The 22,494-nt window shown below is 52.4% G+C and carries 21 protein-coding genes and 1 tRNA gene; 14 read left to right on the top strand and 8 right to left on the bottom strand.

Features of this window, described 5'->3' with window-relative positions; all coding sequences use genetic code 11:
• Positions 1-303: 303 nt before the first annotated feature.
• Both AWM70_RS18200 and trxB read left to right on the top strand, forming a co-directional pair.
• Positions 304-2,007 carry a tetratricopeptide repeat protein gene (locus AWM70_RS18200; RefSeq protein ID WP_068700831.1) on the top strand — a complete coding sequence of 568 codons (1,704 nt, stop codon included), beginning with the start codon at positions 304-306 and terminating at the stop codon, positions 2,005-2,007.
• Between the two features lie 73 nt (positions 2,008-2,080).
• On the top strand, positions 2,081-3,037 hold the full coding sequence (gene trxB / locus AWM70_RS18195; protein ID WP_068698775.1) for a thioredoxin-disulfide reductase: 957 nt from the start codon (positions 2,081-2,083) through the stop codon (positions 3,035-3,037).
• A 126-nt stretch (positions 3,038-3,163) separates the two neighbouring features.
• Here trxB and AWM70_RS18190 read toward each other — a convergent pair whose 3' ends face one another.
• From AWM70_RS18190 to AWM70_RS18165, 6 genes are all read right to left on the bottom strand, one after another.
• Positions 3,164-3,898 carry an ABC transporter permease gene (locus AWM70_RS18190; RefSeq protein ID WP_068698773.1) on the bottom strand — a complete coding sequence of 245 codons (735 nt, stop codon included), beginning with the start codon at positions 3,896-3,898 and terminating at the stop codon, positions 3,164-3,166.
• 1 nt (position 3,899) lies between these two features.
• On the bottom strand, positions 3,900-4,616 hold the full coding sequence (locus AWM70_RS18185) for an ABC transporter permease (RefSeq protein WP_068698772.1): 717 nt from the start codon (positions 4,614-4,616) through the stop codon (positions 3,900-3,902).
• Complete coding sequence (locus AWM70_RS18180; RefSeq protein ID WP_068698770.1) at positions 4,613-5,527, bottom strand: ABC transporter ATP-binding protein; 915 nt, start codon at positions 5,525-5,527, stop codon at positions 4,613-4,615. The genes AWM70_RS18185 and AWM70_RS18180 overlap by 4 nt, the downstream gene beginning before the upstream one ends.
• Positions 5,528-5,618: 91 nt before the next feature.
• Positions 5,619-7,070, bottom strand: coding sequence for a sensor histidine kinase (locus tag AWM70_RS18175; protein WP_083180414.1), 1,452 nt, complete (start codon positions 7,068-7,070; stop codon positions 5,619-5,621).
• Positions 7,067-7,747: a response regulator transcription factor gene (locus tag AWM70_RS18170; protein WP_068698768.1), complete on the bottom strand. Its 681-nt coding sequence runs from the start codon at positions 7,745-7,747 to the stop codon at positions 7,067-7,069. Before AWM70_RS18170 ends, AWM70_RS18175 begins: the two co-directional genes overlap by 4 nt.
• Before the next feature lie 46 nt (positions 7,748-7,793).
• Positions 7,794-8,204: a DUF2500 domain-containing protein gene (locus AWM70_RS18165; RefSeq protein WP_068698766.1), complete on the bottom strand. Its 411-nt coding sequence runs from the start codon at positions 8,202-8,204 to the stop codon at positions 7,794-7,796.
• A 239-nt stretch (positions 8,205-8,443) separates the two neighbouring features.
• Here AWM70_RS18165 and AWM70_RS18160 point away from each other — a divergent pair, with 239 nt between their 5' ends.
• From AWM70_RS18160 to AWM70_RS18120, 9 genes are all read left to right on the top strand, one after another.
• Complete coding sequence (locus AWM70_RS18160) at positions 8,444-9,394, top strand: ROK family glucokinase (RefSeq protein ID WP_068698764.1); 951 nt, start codon at positions 8,444-8,446, stop codon at positions 9,392-9,394.
• 123 nt (positions 9,395-9,517) lie between these two features.
• Positions 9,518-10,411: an RNase adapter RapZ gene (rapZ, locus tag AWM70_RS18155; RefSeq protein WP_068698762.1), complete on the top strand. Its 894-nt coding sequence runs from the start codon at positions 9,518-9,520 to the stop codon at positions 10,409-10,411.
• 58 nt (positions 10,412-10,469) lie between these two features.
• Positions 10,470-11,417, top strand: coding sequence for a gluconeogenesis factor YvcK family protein (locus tag AWM70_RS18150; protein WP_099093166.1), 948 nt, complete (start codon positions 10,470-10,472; stop codon positions 11,415-11,417).
• A 5-nt stretch (positions 11,418-11,422) separates the two neighbouring features.
• Positions 11,423-12,352, top strand: a complete 930-nt coding sequence (whiA, locus tag AWM70_RS18145) for a DNA-binding protein WhiA (protein ID WP_068698758.1) — start codon at positions 11,423-11,425, stop codon at positions 12,350-12,352.
• Positions 12,353-12,442: 90 nt separating this feature from the next.
• The gene (locus tag AWM70_RS18140; protein ID WP_068698756.1) at positions 12,443-12,712 is read left to right on the top strand and encodes an HPr family phosphocarrier protein; all 270 of its coding nucleotides are present in this window, start codon (positions 12,443-12,445) and stop codon (positions 12,710-12,712) included.
• Positions 12,713-13,145: 433 nt separating this feature from the next.
• The gene (locus AWM70_RS18135; protein WP_418303224.1) at positions 13,146-14,393 is read left to right on the top strand and encodes an RICIN domain-containing protein; all 1,248 of its coding nucleotides are present in this window, start codon (positions 13,146-13,148) and stop codon (positions 14,391-14,393) included.
• A 214-nt stretch (positions 14,394-14,607) separates the two neighbouring features.
• On the top strand, positions 14,608-15,366 hold the full coding sequence (locus tag AWM70_RS18130; RefSeq protein ID WP_068698752.1) for an SIMPL domain-containing protein: 759 nt from the start codon (positions 14,608-14,610) through the stop codon (positions 15,364-15,366).
• Between the two features lie 207 nt (positions 15,367-15,573).
• Positions 15,574-16,212: an SGNH/GDSL hydrolase family protein gene (locus AWM70_RS18125; RefSeq protein WP_068698750.1), complete on the top strand. Its 639-nt coding sequence runs from the start codon at positions 15,574-15,576 to the stop codon at positions 16,210-16,212.
• A gap of 313 nt (positions 16,213-16,525) precedes the next feature.
• Complete coding sequence (locus AWM70_RS18120) at positions 16,526-17,623, top strand: PdaC/SigV domain-containing protein (RefSeq protein ID WP_068698748.1); 1,098 nt, start codon at positions 16,526-16,528, stop codon at positions 17,621-17,623.
• Positions 17,624-17,812: 189 nt separating this feature from the next.
• Here the strand turns inward: AWM70_RS18120 and clpP are convergent, their stop codons facing one another.
• Positions 17,813-18,409, bottom strand: a complete 597-nt coding sequence (clpP, locus tag AWM70_RS18115) for an ATP-dependent Clp endopeptidase proteolytic subunit ClpP (protein WP_068698746.1) — start codon at positions 18,407-18,409, stop codon at positions 17,813-17,815.
• Positions 18,410-18,697: 288 nt separating this feature from the next.
• Positions 18,698-18,772 (bottom strand) — tRNA-Arg (locus AWM70_RS18110).
• Between the two features lie 281 nt (positions 18,773-19,053).
• Between AWM70_RS18110 and AWM70_RS18105 the strand changes: the two genes are divergently transcribed.
• From AWM70_RS18105 to AWM70_RS18095, 3 genes are all read left to right on the top strand, one after another.
• Entirely contained in the window at positions 19,054-20,079 is a 1,026-nt protein-coding gene (locus AWM70_RS18105) for a sugar-binding transcriptional regulator (protein ID WP_068698744.1), read from the top strand.
• 92 nt (positions 20,080-20,171) lie between these two features.
• Positions 20,172-21,182, top strand: a complete 1,011-nt coding sequence (gene gap / locus AWM70_RS18100; RefSeq protein WP_068698742.1) for a type I glyceraldehyde-3-phosphate dehydrogenase — start codon at positions 20,172-20,174, stop codon at positions 21,180-21,182.
• Between the two features lie 115 nt (positions 21,183-21,297).
• On the top strand, positions 21,298-22,479 hold the full coding sequence (locus AWM70_RS18095; protein ID WP_068698740.1) for a phosphoglycerate kinase: 1,182 nt from the start codon (positions 21,298-21,300) through the stop codon (positions 22,477-22,479).
• The last annotated feature ends 15 nt before the right edge of the window (positions 22,480-22,494 follow it).

The following is a 22,494-nucleotide window of genomic DNA, read 5'->3' as shown; positions in this document are numbered from 1 at the left end:
TCATTCTCTTCCTGCCTTGTCTTATTTGGAGTTTCTCTCAAGGACTATTTATAGCGGCTATTCAAAGCGGCTATTTAAAGTTTATTCCTCTCTGCTTCGGCTTAAAAGGATATATAAAGCTTCCTGCAAACCTAATACTGGACAGGCCTTGCAGGACATAGTTCCCGGTAGGAGGTTGCCGGGGCCTTGTGGTATACTGGGAGGAAGAATGGAAACATTTTTAAGGAGGTGCCTTGATTGACGGAAGAAAGCAGGACCGGTGGGAACAAATCCAGAACATCCGGTAACCTTGTGCCGGTCCGTATGGACGCTAACTTTTTCTTCGAGAGAGCTGTTTCAGCATTGGAACGCTTGCGGTACGACAAGGCATTGAAATATTTTCGCAAAGCTGTGGAATATGAGCCGGACAATCCGGTTAATCATTGCAATATGGCTGGCATTTTGTCAGAGACCGGGGACTACGAGGGTTCGAACGAGGTGCTCTCGCACGTTTTAACCGAAGTAGACGATACAATGACGGAATGTTATTTCTACATGGCGAATAATTATGCCAATATGGATCGGTTCGAAGAGGCCGAGGAAGCGCTTGTGACTTATTTGGAGAAGGACCCGGACGGGCAGTTTCTGGCCGAAGCGGAGGAAATGATGGAGCTGCTGAAATATGAGCTGAACCGGCCGACGAAGGTCGGTCCGATTCGCTCGCTTCAGGGAACGGCAGAGCATGACCAGGCTCGCAGCATGCTGGAGCGCGGCGAGTTCAAGGCTGCAGTTAAGCTGCTGGAGAAGCTCCTGGAAGAGCAGCCCGATTTCCTGGCGGCCCGGAACAACCTTGCGCTTGGCTATTACTATATGGGGATGTTCGGTGAAGCCATGGCCGCGATTGAAGATGTGCTGAGCCGGGATCCCGGCAACCTGCACGGCCTTTGCAATCTGGCGGTCTTCATTCAGCATGATGGAGACCCGGAGACGCTGCAGCGGCTGGCAGAGCAGCTTGCACGTATTGTTCCCTTTCACCAGGAGCATGTATTCAAGCTGGCGACCACTATGGGAATTTTGGGCCGCCATGAAGCGGCTTACGGTCATTTCAAACGGCTGTTAAGAGACGATGAGGTCAATTTCGATCCCTGCTTGTTCCACTATGCGGCGGTTGCAGCCTTTAATATCGGCCGTTATCAAGAAGCGAAGGCGCTTTGGAAGCAGGCCGCCAAGCGGGACCCGGAATCGGAGGTGCCCGGCTTCTATCTGGCTCGCCTGGAGGAATACAGCCAGGCGGAGGCTGGGGAAGGCGAAAGCCTGCCGGCTGCCGCAAGGCCTGACCGGATCAGCTACCAATACGGGCTGCCGTTTGAGGAGCAGCTTCGCAAATGGCAGAAATGGGGAGAAGGCATCCCGGATCAAATGAAGCAGGATCCGCTGATCCGCTCTTCGTTCTTCTGGGGGCTGCGCCACGGCGATGCCCGTACGAAACTTCAGGTGATTGAAGCTTTCAGCCAGATCGCCGACAGTGAAGTCCAGGAAGCGCTTCGCGCTTTCCTGATGGAACCTGAGGAAGAGAAATATCTCAAGGACATCGCGCTGTTTGCGCTCCGCAGCCTGGGCGTCAACGAACCGCTGCCGATTGTGCTGGAAGGCAAAACGGAGACGGTGGACCCGGGTTTTGTCTCGGCCAGACTTCCGGTCTGGAAGCCGGAATGGCAGGCGGTGCTGGATGAAGCGAAACGGCGGATGGTGAAACGTTATAATTTGCTGCAGCTTCATGACGTGGAGACGCTTTGGGTGGAATTTATCACCCGGTCTTATCCGGACGTGCCGTCGGTCTCGCATCTTGGCGGATGGGCCGCTGCGCTGGAGTATGTGACGGCCAAGCTGCATCGGCGCCATGTGACGTTTGAGGAGGTAGCGAAGCGGTATGGCATTTCGGTATCAACGGCCAGCCGCTGCACCAAACGGCTTGATGAAGTGTGCGGAATCAAGGAAAAAATGAATGCAATGTTCCCTTCGGGTTAATAAATAGAAGGTACACGTTTTTCTAAAGAAGAAAGCGGCAGCCTTTCAATTGAAATGCCGAGGAGGTAATGAGATGTATAAATCGATTATCATCGGAACAGGACCATCCGGATTAACTGCGGCCATCTACCTGGCCCGCGCCAACTTGAAGCCGCTCGTCATTGAAGGCGTACAGCCCGGCGGCCAATTAACGACAACTACGGAGGTCGAGAACTTCCCGGGTTTCCCGGAAGGAATTCTCGGTCCCGATCTGATGGACAATATGCGCAAGCAGGCGGAACGGTTTGGAGCCGAATTCACCAGCGGCTGGGTGGAGGAGGTCGATTTCTCCAAACGTCCTTTTACGTTAAAGGTGGACGGCGGTCAAACCTACCAGGCCGAAACCGTCATCATTTCGACTGGCGCTTCGGCCCGCTATCTCGGTATTCCGGGTGAACAGGAGAACGTCGGACGCGGCGTGAGCACCTGTGCTACCTGCGATGGATTCTTTTTCCGCGGGAAAAAGATTGCCGTCGTCGGCGGCGGCGACTCCGCGATGGAGGAGGCCGGCTTCCTGACCCGCTTTGCTTCGGACGTGACGCTGGTGCACCGCCGCGAGGAGCTGCGGGCGTCGAAGATTATGCAGGACCGCGTGCGGAGCAACGAGAAAGTGAAGTGGGCGCTGAACCGCCTGCCTCTCTCTGTGGCGACGGATGAGAGCGGCGCGGTTAAGGGTTTGATGGTCCGCAACAACGCGACCAATCAGGAAGAGCTGGTTGAAGCGGATGGCGTGTTTATTGCGATCGGACATACGCCGAACACCGCTTTTCTGGGCGGACAAGTGAAGACGGATGCTAACGGCTATATTGTCGTGAAACCGGGTACTACGCAGACCAACGTCCCGGGGGTGTTCGCTTGCGGAGACGTACAGGATACTCGTTACCGCCAAGCGATTACCGCAGCAGGTTCGGGCTGCATGGCGGCCATGGACTGCGAGAAATATCTCGAAGGCGAAATGATCCACGACTGGAGCGTTATGCTGGACAGCTGATTTAAACAGAAAAGCAATGCCTCTAAGGCATTGCCGGGAAAGCGCCGGAACCTCTGAAGGAGGGCCGGTGCTTTTTTTTCATTAAAGGAGATAAAGATGGGCCGGCAGGTGAACCGCAGGTCGGGGTTAAATCTCTTTTCGATTGAAGTAGACCAGCCCGCAGGCTGCAAAGACGACAAAGCTGCCCAGCACCGTAATCATCAGATTCTCGAACGGCAGGCTGAAGGCCCCGAACGTATAACCCTGCATGCCTTTAGGGATCATGGCCAGGAAGGGCTGGGCCCAAGGATAATAGGGACCGTAAGTCGCCGAATTCACGATGAGGATGTTTGGCACCGTAAAGATCACGTTTATCACCAGAGGAGCGGCAAAGCTGGACCAGCGCAGGGAGAAGAACATCTGCAGCGCCGCCAGCGGGAAGCAGGCGATCCAGCCGCCGAGCATGCTCTGCAGCAGCATATTCCAGGGAATATCTCCGGTTAAATGCCGAACCCTGCCGACGATCAGAATGCCGGCCAGCAGCAGGATTTGTGACAGGGCGAGCAGCAGAATAACGATCAGAAACTTCGCCCAATAAACGGCATTCCGGGTGACGGGCAGGGCCAGCAGCGCTTTCCAGCCGCCTTGGTTATGCTCATACCGGCAGATGAACGAAGAGAACAGCCCGGTCAGCACAGGCAGGAACAGCATGGAATGGAACATGGACATGCCGCCGAGCAGGAGCGGCCAATTTCCGAACTCCTCGTTGATCAGCAGGCCGATAAGGACGGCCAGTACAGGGCTTGCCAGAACAAGCAGCCACAATAGGGAGCGGGACATTTTCAGTCGTTCGGCAGCCAAAATGTTCAGAAATTTCTTCATCTCAGTCCACATCCTTCCGCGTAAAATGCAGCAGGCCCAGCAGCATGATCAGTAATCCGAGGCCGGTACCCATGCCCAGGTAGAAGCCGGAGTGTTCGCTTTGGAGCGTCATGGAAGGCCAGTTGAGCGGGAAATATTCGCCCAGATTGCCAGTGAACAAGGAGCCAAGCGCCATGGCGATCCCGAGGAAAACCGGGAGCGACTGATTCTTCAGCGTCAGCGAAAGCCACAGCTGGAAAGCGATCAAGGGCAGGGAGCCGATCAAGGGCCAAAAGCTGAGTGTAAAGAGCTCTTGGTAAGGCAGTTCATGTGGGAACCCGAGAACCCGTCCCAAAACGGCCGTCCCAAGCGTCAACAGCAGGCAGGATACGGCCAGCAGCAGAACTGACAGGACGTATTTGGCGCTGAAGACGGCAGTACGGGAGATCGGCAGAGCCAGCAGCTGCTTCCAGGAGCTGAGCTGATGTTCTATGCCGGCCAGCAGCGAGCTGACCAGCGTAGCGCCAAGGAACAGAGCAAGCGGGACGAAAGGGAATAGATTGTCCATGACCAGTCCTTCCCACAGACGTCCTTCATAGGACTTCATCATAAAGTCGTAACGGAGTCCATAATTCAGAGCCTGCATAGCAATCAGCCCAAGCGGGGCAATGACGATGAGCAGCCAGATGCCTTTGCCGCGAATCTTCAGAAAGTCGGCGGATAAAGCGCGCAGCATCAAAGCGATCCCTCCGTTCCGACGATTTGCATGAAGATGTCCTCCAGCGACTGCCGTTTCTCTTCGACCCGGTAAATATTATGGCGATTCTCGACCAGACGCCGGATCAGCCAGGCAACCTGCGGATCGGACAACCCGGAAAAGCGGAGGTTCCCGTCCTTCAATTCCCCAACTAATCCTTCGTCCCGGGCCAGCCATAAGGCGGAATCGGCTTCCGACACTCTAAGCGAAATCGTGCCGGCCGACTGTTCTTTCAAATGTTTGATGCTGTCCTGGAATACCATCCGGCCCTGCGCAATGATGCCGACTGAACCGGCCATCTGTTCCACTTCACTGAGCAGGTGGCTGGATACGAGAACGGTGATGCCGTGCTCCTGCGGCATTTGCTTGATCAGCTCGCGGATTTCCTGAATACCGGACGGATCAAGTCCATTTGTTGGCTCGTCCAAAATGAGCAGCTCCGGTGATCCGAGGAGAGCGGCGGCAATGCCAAGGCGCTGCTTCATGCCAAGCGAATAACCCTTGACCGCCCGTTTGGCTTCTTTCGTCAGTGAAACGATATCCAGCACCTCGGCGATGCGCGATTTCGGCACCTCAAGAATCCGCCGGATAGCCTCCAGGTTCTGTATGGCGTTCAAATGGCCGTAGTAGGAAGGATATTCAACCAGAGAGCCGACTTTTTTCAGGATGGACAGACGTTCCTTGCGCAGGTCTTTGCCGAAGATTTCCACGCTTCCGCTGGTCGGCCGAATCAAACCAAGCAGCATGCGGATGGTGGTGGTTTTCCCAGCGCCGTTTGGGCCCAGAAATCCGTAAATTTCCCCTTTAGGTATACTTAAATTCAGCGAATCAACCGCAGCTCTGCCTTTATAGGTTTTGGTCAGGCCGCGTGTTTGGATCACAAAGTCGTTCATGTTCTTCACCTCGATTCCTATCTTACCGGGGCAAGGTTAAAGCGAGGGGGCGGCCAAGTTTAAATTTTGTTTAAAAAAAGAACCCGGACAGCTAATTCAGCTGTCCAGGCCTCGGATAAATCCATGTGGTGGTTCCTTCGGAGCTGCTTTCGGTCTCGCGAACGAGCCCCATCTCCTTCAGGAGCAGGTCGACGATCGCAAGCCCCAAACCTGCGCCTTTATTTGTACTGTCCGCCTCCATGCCCGGTCCACGATCCCGGATGGCTAAAGCGGCCTGTCCGCGGCGCTGCTCGGCAAACAGTCCGATGTATTGCCCGGAAGCCGCATGGCGCACGATATTCTGGAACAGATTATCGAGCACCCTGCGGAAGGCCTGGCTGTCCACTGTCCAGCTCAGCGGTTGTGAGCCCAGCTCAATTTCCGGTTCGATCTGCCGGTTCTCCCACAAAGGATACCAGGCCGCAGCGCTTTCCCGGACAAGCCGGTGCACATCCTGAGGATGCGGCTCCAGCTTGTATTTGCCGCTGATCAGCAGGTTATACGACAAGAGGTGGTCAATCAGACCGCTTAGATCATCCATTTTTGTCTCCATCAAAGCAACGGAGCTGCGGCCTTTCTCTGTCAGGGGTTCATCCTTCAGCGAATAAAGATGGCTGTTGATGACCGTCAGAGGCGTGCGCAGATCGTGGGACAGATTGCTGATCAGCGACTTGCGCAGCGCTTCCTCCTCCTGCTCCCTGCGGCGGCTGAGCCGGAGCTCGGCAATCATCCCGTTAAACGCCTGCTCGAGCATGCCGATTTCATCGGGCCGTCCGGGTTTGATCGGCTGCGGGATGCCTCCGGCCGGCGGGTTGTCCATCGCGGCGGACAGCCGCAGCAGCCTGCGTTTGATGTCGCGGATAAACCAATAGGACATCCCTACAAACAGGAGGATCAGCATTGCCAGCAGCAAGCCGTAGAAACGGCCATCGGCTCTGCGGACGGAAGACGGATTCAGCAGCGATCTTGGCAGCTCGAAAGCGATAAACCCTCTCCCTGTGTCCGGGTTGTCGCCGATAAAGGCAACAATGGTGAAGGTTTGCTGCCCGTTTTGTCCGTTCTTCATATAATCGATAAGCTGCTCTGTAGACCAGAACTTCGGCAGGCGGCTTTGCTCAGGCAGCTGAAGGGTTGTTCTTCCCTCATGATCGACCCTGAACAGGGAAGCGGCGGGATACTTCTGCTTCAGCTGCTTCAGCCGCTGGAGGATCTGATCTTCGGTCGCCGTTTTGAGCTGGAGCGCTTCTTTATGCCACATTTGGGTCAGGTCATAGCTGCTCTGGTAAAGCTTCACTTCCGGACTAACCGCCGGCTCCGGGAAAATCATCCGGCTGACCAGCCAAGAGCCCAGGAAGCTGGCCGGCAGGAAAATAGGAACAAAAGCAACAGCCACAAGCAGGATCAGCAGATACCGTGACAGCAGCGACTGCCTGAACCGGATTACCCGGACCCGCTTCAGGGCCTTTCGTTTGATGCCGTCTGACTTCTTCGGGTACCGTCTCATGCCTTGATCCTGTATCCAACGCCGCGGATCGTTTCAATGACTTCAGGGACGGCGGGGTCCTTTTCAATTTTCTCCCGTAAATACCGGATGTGAACCATCAGCGTTTTGTCGCCTTCGAGATAGGGCTCGTCCCAAACCGCTTCATAAATTTGTTCTTTGGTCATAATCTGCCCCAGGTGCCGGATCAGATAATAAAAGATTTGGAACTGCTTGCCGGTCAGCAGAATTTCTTCCCCGCTGTCCTTCAGCGTCACCCGGTTCTCCTGAGGATAAACGAGCAGATGCTTCAGGCTGATAGGCTGGCTGTCATGCGCGCCGAAACGCCGCAGCAGCACGTCCACCCTGGCCACCAGCTCCTCAGGATGAAACGGCTTGGTCAGATAATCATCCGCGAACTGCAGTCCCTGAAGCTTGTCATCAATGGAGGAGCGCGCGGACAGCATCAGAATCGGAGTGCCGGGGTGCTCTCTCTTCAGTCGTTGTCCCACCGTAAAGCCGTCAAGGCCCGGCAGCATGACGTCCAGAATAACCAGCTGGCAGGAGGCCGCTTGCTCCAGGGCCTTCTCGCCATTTTTCAGCCATATGATTTCGTATCCCCGGCTCTCCAGATCCTTACTGACCCAGCTGCCGATCTCCGGGTCGTCTTCGATATACAGCAGTTTGATTGCCGTGTTCAACGTTAAGCCCGTCCTTTCCGAACAAGATCCCTTCCTTGGCATTATATCATGAGTAGTAAGAAGGGGCAGTCCGCTCGAACGCCACGATCCAGTCGCCTTGCACAGCCGCATAGCCGGTATCGCCTTCAGCTACCAGTCCGTAAAGCCCTTTGACGTCCAGAAACTCCTTTCGTTCTCCGTTCTCGAATTCCAGCGTAATATAGTAGTAGGTATGAGAACGGGACGGTGTGCTGGTGAGGTGATCGCCGGTGAAGGAGCTGGTGCCGCCGTGATGGTCCACCCGCGTGCGTTTGGCGACGACTTTGACGAAGGAGGACTGTCTGGGAGAGGAGACATTTCTAGCGTAACGGGCACCTCGGAACAACAGGCTGCCAATGATCAGTAGAAACACAATAACAAAGAGATAAGGAAAGACAGAGAACATGAAATCAAAGCCAGAAGGGGAATTGGGAAACATCAGTGGAAAATCCTCCAAATTATGTATTTTAATCATTATACGCGAGGCGCTTTAAAATTGTTACAGTAAAATGAAATTTACCGGTTTGGCCAGGTGCTTCACTCGCTTTGAGCAGGGGGGTGAAAGCCTGATTGGACAAGGTTTCTACCATTTTGATTCTCTTGACCACAAGGAGAGGTTCGCTTATAGTGGGTAGTTAGGAGCAACTATTTTATTTTAGAAAAAAGGTGGCTTAATCTATGTCTGAACAAATCTACATTGGTGTCGATCTGGGCGGCACGGCTGTTAAGGTCGGAATCTGTAATGCGGAAGGCAAACTTCTGCAGACCTATGAAGGACCAACAGAAGTGGCCAAGGGAACCGATGCTGTGCTTGCCAATATCGAGAAGTACGTCCGCCAGATTGTAGAGGATTCCCCATACAGCTGGGACCAGCTTGCAGGTGTTGGGGCCGGCGTCGCAGGATTTACGGATCTTAAAGAAGGCGTTGTGATCCTGGCTCCCAATGTAGGTTTTCGGGACGTTCCGGTCCGCGCGATTCTTGAAGAGCGGCTCGGCAAGCCAATCAAAATAGATAACGACGCCAATGTGGCGGCCCTCGGCGAAGCTTGGGGCGGCGCCGGCAAAGGCGTGGACGATTGCGTCTGCTATACCCTGGGAACAGGCGTAGGCGGCGGAATTATTATTCGCGGCAAAATCTACCAAGGTTTCTCCGGTCTGGCCGGAGAGCTTGGTCATATGTCCGTAGTGCCTGATCTGGAAGCGATTCAATGCGGATGCGGAAAAATGGGCTGCCTCGAAACCGTCTCCTCGGCTACAGGCATTATTCGCATGGCGAAAGACGCCGTTGAACGCGGCGATCGTACGTCTTTAGCCCAAGTGGAGAACATTATGGCGAAAGACGTGTTCGACGCTGCCAAGAACGGCGATGAAGTTGCTGAGCGCATCGTGAACCGCGCCGCTTTCTATCTGGGCAAATCCATGGCGGCAGTCGCTGCTGTGCTGAACCCGCAGCGTTTCATTATCGGCGGGGGCGTCTCCAAGGCTGGAGACATTCTGTTTGATGAAATCCGCAGCGTATTTGCCAAATTTGCCCCGGAACCGCTGCAGCGCGGGGTGGAAATCGTGCCGGCTACTTTGGGCAACGATGCGGGAATCGTGGGAGCGGCAGGTCTGTTCCTTCGCTCCTGATTTCTGAGTTGGCATCCAGATTGGCCTAGACGGCTCTTATCTTATTGTCTATTTATTATCCTTGCCAGCAGTGAATATTCATGTGTTATAGAGAGAGTCAGACTATAGAGGGAGGGAATTCTGATGCCGGATCAGGAACATACTTCTTTAGCCAATTTGATTATTATTACCGGGATGTCGGGAGCGGGGAAGTCGGTTGCCGTCAAAAGCCTGGAGGATCTGGGCTTCTTCTGCGTGGACAACCTGCCCCCTGTGCTGATCCCGAAATTCGCGGAGCTGATCGAACAGTCCAACGGTAAAATAGCCAAGGTGGCTCTCGTCATCGACCTTCGGGGCCGTGAATTCTTTACGGCGCTGTCGGAATCGCTCAACTTTATCAAGGACCACTTCACAATCCATTCGGAAATTCTGTTCCTGGATGCGACCGACTCCGTACTGGTTCAGCGGTACAAGGAAAGCCGCCGCCGCCATCCGCTTGCCCCGCAGGGGATGCCGCTCGACGGGATCCGGCTGGAGCGCAAGATGCTGGACGAGCTGAAGCTTTCCGCGACCCAGGTGCTGGATACTTCCAACATGAAGCCTGCGCAGCTGCGCGAGAAGATTATTTCCCGGTTCTCTCATTTGGAGAGCAGCAACCTTTCGGTTAATATTACTTCCTTTGGCTTCAAATACGGAATTCCGATTGATGCAGACCTGGTGTTTGACGTGCGGTTCCTGCCCAACCCTCACTATATCGAGCAGCTTCGTCCACACACGGGACAAGACAGCGATGTATATGAATATGTTATGAAGTGGCCGGAGACCCAATCGTTTCTGACCAAGCTGATGGATATGCTGCATTTTCTGATCCCTCAGTATCACAAAGAAGGAAAAAGCCAGGTCATTATTGGCATTGGCTGTACGGGCGGCAAACACCGCTCGGTGGCTATTGCCGAATATTTGGGACGGATGCTGGGTACGAGTGAAACGGAGACGGTGCGTGTCAGTCACCGTGATTCGGACCGGGACCGTTCCTAAGAGGTGAACAACATTGAGTAAACAGCCTTCCGAAGGAAGAAAGCCGCGCATTGTGGTGATGGGCGGCGGAACTGGATTGTCCGTCATGCTGCGGGGGCTGAAGCAGAAGCCGCTCGATATTACGGCTATCGTGACTGTAGCCGATGACGGCGGCAGCTCAGGCATTCTGAGAAATGAACTGCAGATGCCGCCGCCAGGCGACATTCGTAATGTCTTAACAGCGCTTGCCGATGTCGAACCGCTGATGTCCGATATGATCAGCTATCGATTTCCGGCAGGGTCGGGAGGGCTGGCCGGGCATAGCCTCGGCAATCTGATTTTGGCGGCGATCACCGATATTTCAGGTGATTTTGTGACGGCTGTGCGGGAGCTTAGCCGTGTCTTTGCTGTTCGCGGGCGCGTGCTGCCCGCCGCGGATCAGGCTGTTATTCTTCATGCCGAGATGGAGGACGGAAGTATCGTAACCGGCGAGTCCAAGATTCCGGAGGCGAAGGGGAGGATCAAACGCCTTTTCCTCGAGCCGGAACAGGTGGAGCCGTTGCCTGAGGCTGTCCAGGCAATCAGGGAAGCGGATGCGATCCTGATTGGTCCCGGCAGCCTGTATACGAGTATTTTGCCGAATCTGCTTGTCCCCAAGCTGGCTGAGGCGGTGCTTAACAATACGCAGGCGATTAAAATATTTGTCTGCAACGTCATGACCCAGCCCGGCGAAACCGACGGGTATACGGTCAGCGACCATTTGCAGGCCGTTTATGAGCATGTAGGCCATCATTTGATCGATTATGTCATTGTGAACGATGGGGAAATCCCGCTTCATGTTCAGGATGTTTATGCCGAGAAAGGCGCCAAACCCGTTCAGCTTGACTATGATGTGCTGACCAGCAGAGGTTATAAGGTGATTGCCGATACGCTCGTGCTGTTCCGCCGTTATTTACGTCACGATGCGGATAAACTAAGCGAGCATATTTGGTCCCTGGTCCAAAACTGGATGTTAAGAAAGAGGTGAGTCCCTTGTCCTTTGCGGCACAAACCAAAAAAGAACTGACCATGGTCGAGGCGGATTCCTGCTGCGAACAGGCCGAGCTTTCGGCCCTGATTCGGATGAACGGCGCGGTATCGGTTTCGAACAAGAAAGTCATTTTGGATATCTCGACGGAAAATGCCGCGATCGCGAGGCGGATTTACTCTTTGATCAAAAAGCATTTTGATGTGCATACCGAGCTGCTCGTTCGAAAGAAGATGCGGCTTAAGAAAAATAATGTATACATTGTCCGTATTCCGGCCCGCGTTCAGGAAATACTGAAAGAGCTGAAGATCGTTTCGGAGGGATTTATGTTCATGGACGAAATCCATCCGGAGCTGATCCAGAACGACTGCTGTAAGGGAGCCTATTTGCGCGGAGCTTTCCTTGCGGGAGGATCCGTCAACAACCCGGAGGGTTCCTCGTACCATCTGGAGATCGCCTCCATGTATGAGGAGCACTGCCAGGCGCTGGTCGACCTTGCAGCGGAGTTTCATCTGAACGCCCGGTGCATTGAGCGGAAGAAAGGCTTTATTTTCTACATCAAGGAAGGCGAGAAGATCATCGAGTTTCTAAGCCTGATCGGGGCGCATCAAGCTTTGTTCAAGTTCGAGGACGTCCGGATCATGCGGGATATGCGGAATTCCGTCAACCGAATCGTCAACTGCGAAACGGCCAATCTGAACAAAACGATTGGAGCGGCCGTGCGCCAGATTGAAAATATCAAACTGCTGCAGCGTGAGATTGGCCTTGATAATCTACCAGATAAGCTGCGTGAAGTTGCTGAGGTAAGGCTGGCTTATCCGGATATGAACCTTAAGGAAGTAGGCGAGCTGCTTAAGGGTGGAGTCAGCAAATCCGGCGTGAATCACCGTTTGCGGAAGATTGATGAAATGGCCGATAAAATTCGGCAGGGCTAAAGGCTGGTTTGCAGCGAGTTTAGTATGGTATACTAATTTTATTAAAATGACCATACTATGCGGAATGATTTGAAGAGGGGGTAAGTTTCCATGATCAAACAACCGGTAACTGTCCGTTTGAAGACAGGGCTCCACGCCCGGCCGGCTGCGCTTTTCGTACAGGAAGCGAATAAATATTCGTCCGAGATCTTCGTGGAGAAGGACGACAAGAAAGTGAACGCCAAGAGTATCATGGGGATCATGAGCCTTGCGATCAGTACAGGAACTGAAATTTACATTAGTGCCGAAGGCGCGGATGCCGAACAGGCTGCAAACGCTTTAGTCACGTTGGTTAGCAAGGAAGAGCTGGAGAACCAGTAATATTTTGACCGGTAAGAGCTATTTTTAATAGAGCGGAAGAAACGGCCCTCGCCTCGTGCGGGAGCTGTTTTTTTATGGATGTAAACGGTGCGGTGGCCGATCAGCGGCTTGCAGCGAAAGGAACGTAATACCCTCCGTAATCTAGTAAAAAATGGTTGCATTTCCTTATGTAAGCGCTTTATAATAAAGGAGGGATAAGGGTTATTTTTCCATAAATGATCCTGCTCCTGAAGACGGGTTGGAGTCCTTAATAGGCTTTAGGAGGCTCCTTCCTCAGATCGGATTACGCCTGGAGACAGCGTGTCATCTGATGAAATCCTCTATGAAACGAGGTGGTTGCTCGGCCCGGGGCCGGATGTTGTTCGGAGGTTTCCTGACTGCCGTTTGGCAGGACAGGGTAGGAAGCTTAAATCAAAGAGGAGGCTATGGAATGATGCGAAAACCTGGAAAATGGCTCAGTCTGTTGACCGTGTTTGCACTCCTGATCGCACTGACTCCACTTACTAGCGCTAATGCGGCGGGGGAATGGAATCTCGTGTGGAGCGATGAGTTTGACGGAACTTCTCTTAATACGAATAACTGGAAGGCGGAGATCGGGACCGGCAGCGGCGGATGGGGGAATAATGAGCTTGAGTATTATACGGATCGGCCTCAGAATCTGAAGGTGACAGGCGGTAATCTGGTCATCACCGCTCAGAAGGAAGCATACGGCGGCATGAACTATACTTCGGCCCGGATCAAAACGCAGGGACTCAAGAGTTTTACTTACGGGAAAATCGAAGCCCGCATCAAGCTGCCTTCCGGACAAGGGTTATGGCCTGCCTTCTGGATGCTCGGCTCCAATATTGACACGGTTGGCTGGCCAAAAAGCGGTGAGATCGACATTATGGAGCGGGTCAACAACAACGCTTCTGTAAACGGAACCGTTCACTGGGATGCCAATGGACAAGCTGATTACGGCAGAACCTCCGGCAACCTCGATTTCTCGCAGTATCATGTATATAGCGTTGAGTGGGACCCGAATTATATCCGCTGGTTTGTAGACGGCAACCAATTTAATGAATTCTATATTGCTAACGGCACAGGGAATACAGAAGAATTCCAGAAGCCGTTCTTTATTCTCTTGAACCTGGCTGTCGGCGGCAACTGGCCGGGCAGTCCAAACAACTCCACACCGTTCCCTTCGCAGATGCTTGTGGATTATGTGCGGGTGTACCAGCAGTCGTCCACGCCATCTCCATCGCCGATTGTCAGCGGCGGAGTTTATACGATTGCCTCCAAGGTAAGCGGTAAAGTGCTTGATGTCACGGATGTCTCCACAGCAAGCGGAGCCAAAATACAGCAGTGGACCAACTATACGGCTCCTAACCAGCAGTTCCGGGTTGACAGCACAGGGGACGGCTATTACAAATTAACCGCTATTCACAGCGGTAAGGTGCTGGACGTGCCAAGCTCTTCGACGGCTAGCGGAGTACAGCTTCAGCAGTGGGACGACAATGGCTCCAATGCCCAAAGGTGGAGTATTGTAGATGCCGGAGGCGGTTATTTCAAAGTGGTATCTAAGGCCAGCGGTCTTGTCCTGGATGTAGCCAGCGCCTCCACGGCGGATGGAGCGGCTGTTCAGCAGTATACGGACAACGGGACGGATGCGCAGCGATGGTTTTTTACCAAGGTGAATTAACCGAATAGAGGCCAATCAGCTGAAAGACCGGCCGTTCCGGGGCACAGCCTGCCGTCGGAACGGCTTTTTATTTTTCACTTTGAAAAATATTTGGACAAGCTCTTAAATTTCTTTGAAATCGCCTCCTGAAGTGCAACCTTTATCTGGAAGGGTCCGTCTTAAGCAGTAAATCAACAAGTAATAACTACCAATTCAGAAGATGGAGGGGTTCAAAATGAATATTTGGGCAAAGAGATTGGGAGCAATGATGTTAGCGGGTGGACTGATTGCAGGAGGTTCGGCAGCGGTTTCACTTCTCCAGCCGGGGGCTGAGGTTTATGCGGCAGACAGCGAAACTCAGAATACGATTACGGTGACTGGCAGCGGTGAAGTGTCTGTTAAACCGGATGTGGCTTATTTATCTTTGGGCGTGGAGACCTCGGCGGCAACAGCCAAAGAAGCCCAAGCGAAAAATGCGGCCAGCCTGCAAAAGCTGACTTCGCTGCTGAAAGATACCTGGAAGATCAGCACAGCCAACATTCAGACGAGCCAGTTCTATGTGCAGCCGAACTACACGTATAATGACAAAGAAGGCCAAAAAGTTACCGGGTATACGGCTTATCACACCCTCCGCGTCAAATATCAAGACCTTGATAAGATCGGACAGCTGCTGGATGCAGCCTCAAATGCCGGTGCCAACCGGATCGATAACGTAACTTTTACCGTCGATAATCCGGATCAATATCAGGAGCAAGTCATTACTAAAGCTATGGCGGATGCCGGGGTTAAAGCGGGCATTATCGCGAAAGCGTCCGGACGAGGCCTGGGCGTTGTAGTGAACGTGGTTCAGAACGATGGCGGCTATACGCCGATTGTTAAACAAGGGGAAGCATTGATTGCGCATGCTGCCGCCGACAGTGCTGCCAGCACGTCGATCGAAACCGGCGAGCTGACAGTGAAAACGACGCTGACTGTCCAATATGCAATGAAATAAGGATTTGCTGAATAACCGCAGCCTGCTTGAAGCCGATTCCGTTATCGGTTATCTTGTGAGCTGTCTTCGATGAGCGGTCCGCCATGGCGGGCCGTTTTTCTTTATACTAGCCTTTTATCCCTTGGGGACAGATCTCCGGTTGCCGCTTCTCCCGAGTCTTCATATGTTAGATAGAGAGTTTAGCTGACAGATGCTGGAGGGAGATACATGAGTTATCAATACACGGCAATCGGCGATTCGCTCACGACCGGCTTTGGCGCGCTGCCCGGGAACGGCTTTGTGCCCGTCTACCGCCGGATGGCGGAAGTGAAGCTTCGCGGATTTGTTGCTTATTCCAATCTGGGGGTCAACGGGCTGATCAGCTCGGAGCTGGACCGGAGGGTGGAGCGGTATTCGGCTTACCGGCAGTCGCTGCGCGAAGCCGATATCATCACCATTTCCATAGGAGGCAACGATTTGATTCGGGCGGCAAAAGCGGCACAAAGCCAGCCTTCGAACTCATCTCGGATTCTGCGCAGCGCTCTTGAGGAGTGCAAGCAGCATTTCTCCAATGTTGTTGGACAGGTGTACCGGTTGAAATCAGGCTCCCGGAAGCCTTATATCATTAGGGCTGTAGGTTTATATAATCCTTATCCTCAGATTGGGGAGGCAACGGACTGGGTTCTGCAGTTTAACCGTTATGCGGGTCAGTATACCAATCAAGTGTACGGGCTCGCCAACATTTATCCGGATTTCGTGGGCCGGGAGAGGGAGCTGTTGTTCCTGGATCATCTGCATCCGAACGGAAGAGGATATCGTACGATCGCCGAGCATTTGAACGCGCTTGGATATGGAAGACTGGGGTAGCGAGCCTGTGGTAAGGCCGGAGGCTTGGGCGGGATGGTTACAGATCGAAACCTGATATAAAAAAATGTCATAGACTTCGGACCGCATTCCTGATGGAATGCGGTTTTACTATTTTTGGGGGAGAGGAGGAAATGGCAGGATTGTCTCTGGATTGTTACCTGAACTTTAATACTGGATACAAGAGAGAGGCTATAATAAAACGGGTAAAGAATGGTAATGAACAAAGTAAGATAAAGAAAGATAGATAAGGAAACAAGGAAACAAGGAAACAAATGACAACCCCAGAAAGCTAGGCAGGAAAGGGATGACAAACATGAACAGAAACCAAAAATGGACGGGAGCCCTGCTGGCAGCTGCTCTGCTGTTTGGAGCAGGAGCCGGCTCCGCCGAGTTTGCGGCAGCGGCCTCCTCAAAGGCAGCCCCGGCTGTACAAGCACCAGCAGCTTTTAATCTGAAACTAAATGGAAAACAGCTGGCCCGGAAGGCTTTGGCCGGACAAGAAGGCAGCTTGGTGCCGCTGGCGGCGATCCGCGACGGGTTGGGACTGAAGGTCTCTTATGAGCCCAAGACAAAAACCTACCAGATCACACGAGGCAATATTTCAGTCAAGCTGGTACCCAGCGGTTACGGCACTGTTCAGACCGTGATCAACGGAGCCAAATCGTACACGGGATACGAATGGGTCAATAAGCAGGGCTACAATTATGTGTCTGTACATTTGCTGACGGACAGCCTGGGTTACCGGGCCGGATGGGACAACGCCACCAAGACGGTCAATCTGGTTCCGCTTCAGCTGAACAACATGAAAGTAACGGTCCAAACCTTGTCGCAATCGGATAAAGTAACGAATATTCAAATCGAATATCCGGTAATCAGCGGCTTGACAAATGCGGAGGTTCAGCAGCAGATCAACAAGCGGTTTAAGGACTGGGCGGACGCTTATTTGCAGGATTCGCTGAAGCGCTCCAAGGATTTGGGACCTGGCCCTCAGGGCGCGAAAAATGAATTCGACATGAATTATCTGGTTACGTATAATCGCAACGGCTATATCAGCTTCCGCATGCTGAATTATGATTACACAGGCGGAGCGCACGGCATGAGCGGTCTCGAAGGAATTACAATCCGGCTGAGCGACGGCAAACAGATCGAGCTTGCCAATCTGCTGAAAGCCAATCCGGATTATTTGAAGGTCGTAGACAAGACAGTAGCGGCCAAGCTGAAGAAAGATCCAGGTTATTTTGGCGGGTTCACTACGGCGGGAGACAAACCGGACTTCTATCTGAAGGATGATGGCATCGTCGTATTCTTCCAGCTGTATGAATACCTGCCTTATGCAGCGGGCTTCCCGGAATATTATATTCCTTTCTCTGCGCTGCTTCCTAATGGAGCAAGTCCGTTTGAAGAGCAGTAATCGTAAACAGACTGGGTCTAAAACAACAAAGCAGATACTTCCCCGGGGAGTATCTGCTTTGTTGTTTGGAGGGACGGACATTCTCTTGTTTGGACAAAGGGGTATGTCCTTTCCCAAAAAGAAAAAGAACTCACAGAATTGAAGTCTGTGAGTTCTTCTCTGTGAATCTCGATCTGTTCAGGCAGCTGTTTATACGCCTTCCGAGTTCACTTTCTCGATCACTTTGTCGATCAAGCCGTATTCTTTGGCTTCCGCCGCGGTCATGAAGTAGTCGCGGTCGGTGTCTTTTTCGATGCGTTCCAAAGGTTGACCCGTGCGTTCCGCCAGGATTTTGTTCAGGCTGTCGCGCATTTTCAGGATGCGGCGAGCGCGGATTTCGATATCCGTTGCTTGACCTTCGGCTCCGCCCAGCGGCTGGTGAATCATGACTTCGCTGTTTGGCAGCGCGTAGCGTTTGCCTTTCGCGCCGGCGTTCAGCAGGAACGCGCCCATGGAAGCGGCCATGCCCACGCAGATCGTGGAGACGTCGGATTTGATGAACTGCATCGTATCATAAATCGCCATGCCTGCCGTAATGGAACCGCCAGGGCTGTTAATGTAGAGGTGAATGTCCTTGCCAGGCTCTTCGGCATCCAGGAACAGCATTTGCGCGATAATGGAGTTGGCCACAACGTCGTTCACTTGGGAGCCAAGGAAAATGATCCGGTCTTTGAGCAATCTGGAATAAATGTCGTAAGCACGCTCTCCGCGGTTACTTTGTTCGACGACCATAGGAATATAACTCACGATAAAACCCTCCTAAATAATAATGTTAAGTCATATGCTCAGTGCCCGGCAATCAGAAGCCGCAGCAGGCCTTAACAGGTTGAACCCGATTGGGTCCGGCGATTACAGGATTGACCAAAACCCCGTACTTTAAACCCCGCCCCCAGAGTCAGACACTGTTAATAACCACATCATAAACAATTTCAAACAGAAAGTCAAAGAAAGTCAAACTAACCGATCAAAAAAAGCCCGAATCCTCGGACTAATGGTTAAACATATATAGGACGCTGTTAAAGGTTAAAAATAAGATGGCGCGCCCGCGAGGAATCGAACCTCGATCTCAGGCTCCGGAGGCCTACGTCATATCCATTGGACCACGGGCGCATAAAGAAAAAAATCCATTTGACCTCAAATAAAGTCAACAGAATTCATTATAGCCGCATCCAAATTAAAAAGCAAGCCCATAAAAGCAAAGTTGAGTCACATTTTCTGCAGGATCGCGGGATTGCGAATAACGCATGGAAAACTTGCTCATTCTACGGACGATACACTTGCAACAGGAGCAGAAATTGGTTAGAATATCAGTGGGACTTAAAACGTTAACCCGGGACATTTTAAGACCAGAGGAATGGAGAGAGATAGTCGAAGCCGCAGGAGTGAAGACATTGCGAGATTTGTTGGAGATCCAAAAGCAGCTTCTGCCTGATCTCATGGACGTTCTCAAGAAGAGATATCTGATCCTGAACCAGATCATGCTTGAAGAAGTCATCGGAAGGCGCACACTGGCGCTCTCCCTGAATATGACGGAACGCGTATTGCGCGCGGAAACCGATCTCCTTAAAGCTCAAGGTCTTATTGAAATCGAGAATGTGGGCATGAGAATCAGTGAAGCTGGCCGCCAGCTGCTGGAGCAGATGAAGCCGTTCGTGAAAGAACTGCTGGGGCTGTCCGAAATGGAGAAGAAGATCCGCGATACCTATGGGCTGCGCAAGGTGGTTGTGGTTCCAGGCGACTGCGAAGCGGCCGCAACGGCCAAACGCGAACTGGGACGCGCAGGAGCAAGAGCTTTGCTTGAAGTAATCGGGGAAAATGACGTAGTCGCCGTAACCGGCGGTTCAACGCTGGCCGTTATGGCCGAGCAGCTCACCCCCCCATCGGCACCTATTAAAGGAAGCTGGTTTGTACCGGCTCGCGGAGGTTTGGGTGAAAGCCTGGAGATTCAGGCCAACACGATCGCTTCCGGCATGGCCAAACGTGTCGGCGCCGAATACCGGCTGCTGCATGTGCCTGATTTGCTGGGCAGGGAAGCTTATGAATCCCTTGTTCATGATCACAACATTCAAGAGATCGTAAGCCTGATCCGCAAGGCGCGGATCGTGGTGCACGGCATTGGAGACGCCATGGAGATGGCGCGCAGACGCAAGCTGGATGCTGAGATGGTGCAAGAGCTCGCAAGAGACGGAGCCATTGCCGAATCCTTCGGTTATTATTTTAACGAGCAGGGCGCCGTAGTTCACAAGATGTTGACCTTGGGTCTGAGGCTTGAGGACATCAAATCTACGGAGACGATCATCGGTATTGCGGGCGGGCGCAGCAAAGCGCAGGCCATTCATGCTGTTCTGAAGTTTGGCCAGGAGGATATCCTGATCACGGACGAGGCGGCAGCCGAAGAAATTGTCAAGTCGCTGTAGAACGCAGAAACGGTACGAATTAACGTTGTTTTACTCAGGTCATCAGGCCTGACTAAATATAAAAAATATATTTTCTTTGGGAGGATCTATCAATGAGTGTAAAAGTAGGCATTAACGGTTTTGGACGTATTGGTCGCTTGGCATTCCGTCGTATTCAAGAAGTAGAAGGTATCGAAGTAGTAGCAATCAACGACTTGACTGACGCAAAAATGCTGGCACACCTTCTTAAATATGATACAACTCAAGGCAAATTCAACGGTGACGTTGAAGTTCACGAAGGTTTCTTCAAAGTAAACGGCAAAGAAGTTAAAGTTCTGGCTAACCGCAACCCTGAAGAGCTTCCTTGGGGCGACCTGGGCGTTGACATCGTTCTGGAGTGCACAGGCTTCTTCACAACTAAAGAAAAAGCTGAGCTTCACCTGAAAGGCGGAGCTAAGAAAGTGGTTATCTCTGCTCCAGCTACAGGCGACATGAAAACGATCGTTTACAACGTAAACCATGAAACGCTTGACGGTTCTGAAACTGTTATCTCCGGTGCTTCTTGCACAACGAACTGCTTGGCTCCTATGGCTAAAACTTTGAACGACGCTTTCGGCATCGTTGAAGGTTTGATGACTACCATTCACGCTTACACTGGCGACCAAAACACTTTGGACGCTCCACATGCGAAAGGTGACTTCCGCCGCGCTCGTGCCGCTGCCGAGAACATCATTCCTAACACAACTGGCGCTGCTAAAGCCATCGGCCTGGTTATTCCTGAACTGCAAGGCAAATTGGACGGCGCTGCACAACGTGTGCCTGTACCAACTGGTTCCCTGACTGAGCTGGTAACGGTATTGAACAAGAAAGTAACCGTTGACGAAGTTAATGCGGCTATGAAAGCTGCAGCTGACCCGCAAACATTTGGTTACACAGAAGACGAAATCGTTTCTTCCGATATCAAAGGTATGACTTTCGGCTCCCTGTTCGATGCTACTCAAACTAAAGTGTTGACTGTTGGCGACCAACAATTGGTGAAAACAGTAGCTTGGTACGACAACGAAATGTCCTACACTGCACAGCTCGTTCGTACTTTGGAACACTTCGCAAAACTGGCTAAATAATAGCCTTGCTTGAAACCAAAGAGCGGAAACAGCCAGTGTTTCCGCTCTTTATACATGATGAGTGCTTTTCCTTGAATTGCAGATAATCAAATTTAAGGGTGCGGAGGAACGAACCATGAATAAAAAAAGTGTTCGCGATGTAGAAGTAACAGGCAAACGTGTCTTTGTGCGCGTAGATTTTAACGTGCCGCTCGAAGACGGCAAAATTACGGATGACACTCGGATCCGCGAAACGCTTCCTACGATCAAATATTTGATCGAAAACGGCGCGAAAGTGATTCTGGCGAGCCACCTGGGCCGTCCCAAAGGTGAAGTCAACGAATCCATGCGTTTGACTGCTCCTGCTGAACGTTTGGCTGAGCTGCTGGGCAAACCGGTTGCCAAAGCGGATGAAGCTGTAGGCGAAGCCGTGAAAGCCAAAATCGCCGAATTGAACAATGGCGATGTGCTTGTGCTTGAGAACGTGCGCTTCTATCCGGGCGAAGAGAAAAACGATCCGGAGCTGGCCAAACAATTCGCCGAGCTTGCCGATCTGTTCGTCAATGACGCTTTTGGCGCCGCTCACCGTGCGCATGCTTCCACGGAAGGTATCGCACATTATCTGCCGGCCGTATCCGGTCTGTTGATGGAGAAAGAATTGTCCGTTCTGGGCAAAGCCTTGTCCAATCCGGACCGTCCTTTCACCGCGATCATCGGCGGCTCCAAAGTTAAAGATAAGATCGACGTGATCGACAACCTGCTGAACCTTGCAGACAACGTACTTATTGGCGGCGGCTTGTCCTACACCTTCTTCAAGGCTCAAGGCCATGAAATCGGTTTGTCCCTGTGCGACGATTCCAAATTGGACGTAGCTCTGGGCTTCATCGAGAAAGCCAAGAAGCTCGGCAAGAACTTCCTGCTTCCAGTCGACTGCGTGATCGCTGACGACTTCAAAGCAGATGCCAACAAAGATATCGTAGATATCGACAGCATCCCGCAAGGCTGGGAAGGCGTGGACATCGGTCCGAAAACCCGTGCTATGTATGCTGATGTCATCAAGAACTCCAAACTCGTCGTTTGGAACGGACCTATGGGTGTATTCGAAATCGAGCCGTTCTCAAACGGAACACGCGAAGTAGCTGAAGCTTGCGCAACTACAGAAGGCTACACCATCATCGGCGGCGGCGACTCCGCAGCGGCAGCAGAGAAATTCCATCTGGCTGACAAAATGGATCATATCTCCACCGGCGGCGGCGCATCCCTTGAATTCATGGAAGGCAAAGCTCTTCCAGGCGTAGTGGCTCTGAACGATAAATAAGAACAGGCCGCAGGG

Source organism: Paenibacillus yonginensis, assembly GCF_001685395.1.
In the GTDB taxonomy this organism is placed as follows: domain Bacteria; phylum Bacillota; class Bacilli; order Paenibacillales; family Paenibacillaceae; genus Fontibacillus; species Fontibacillus yonginensis.
This window is presented reverse-complemented; position numbering and strand designations above follow the sequence as displayed.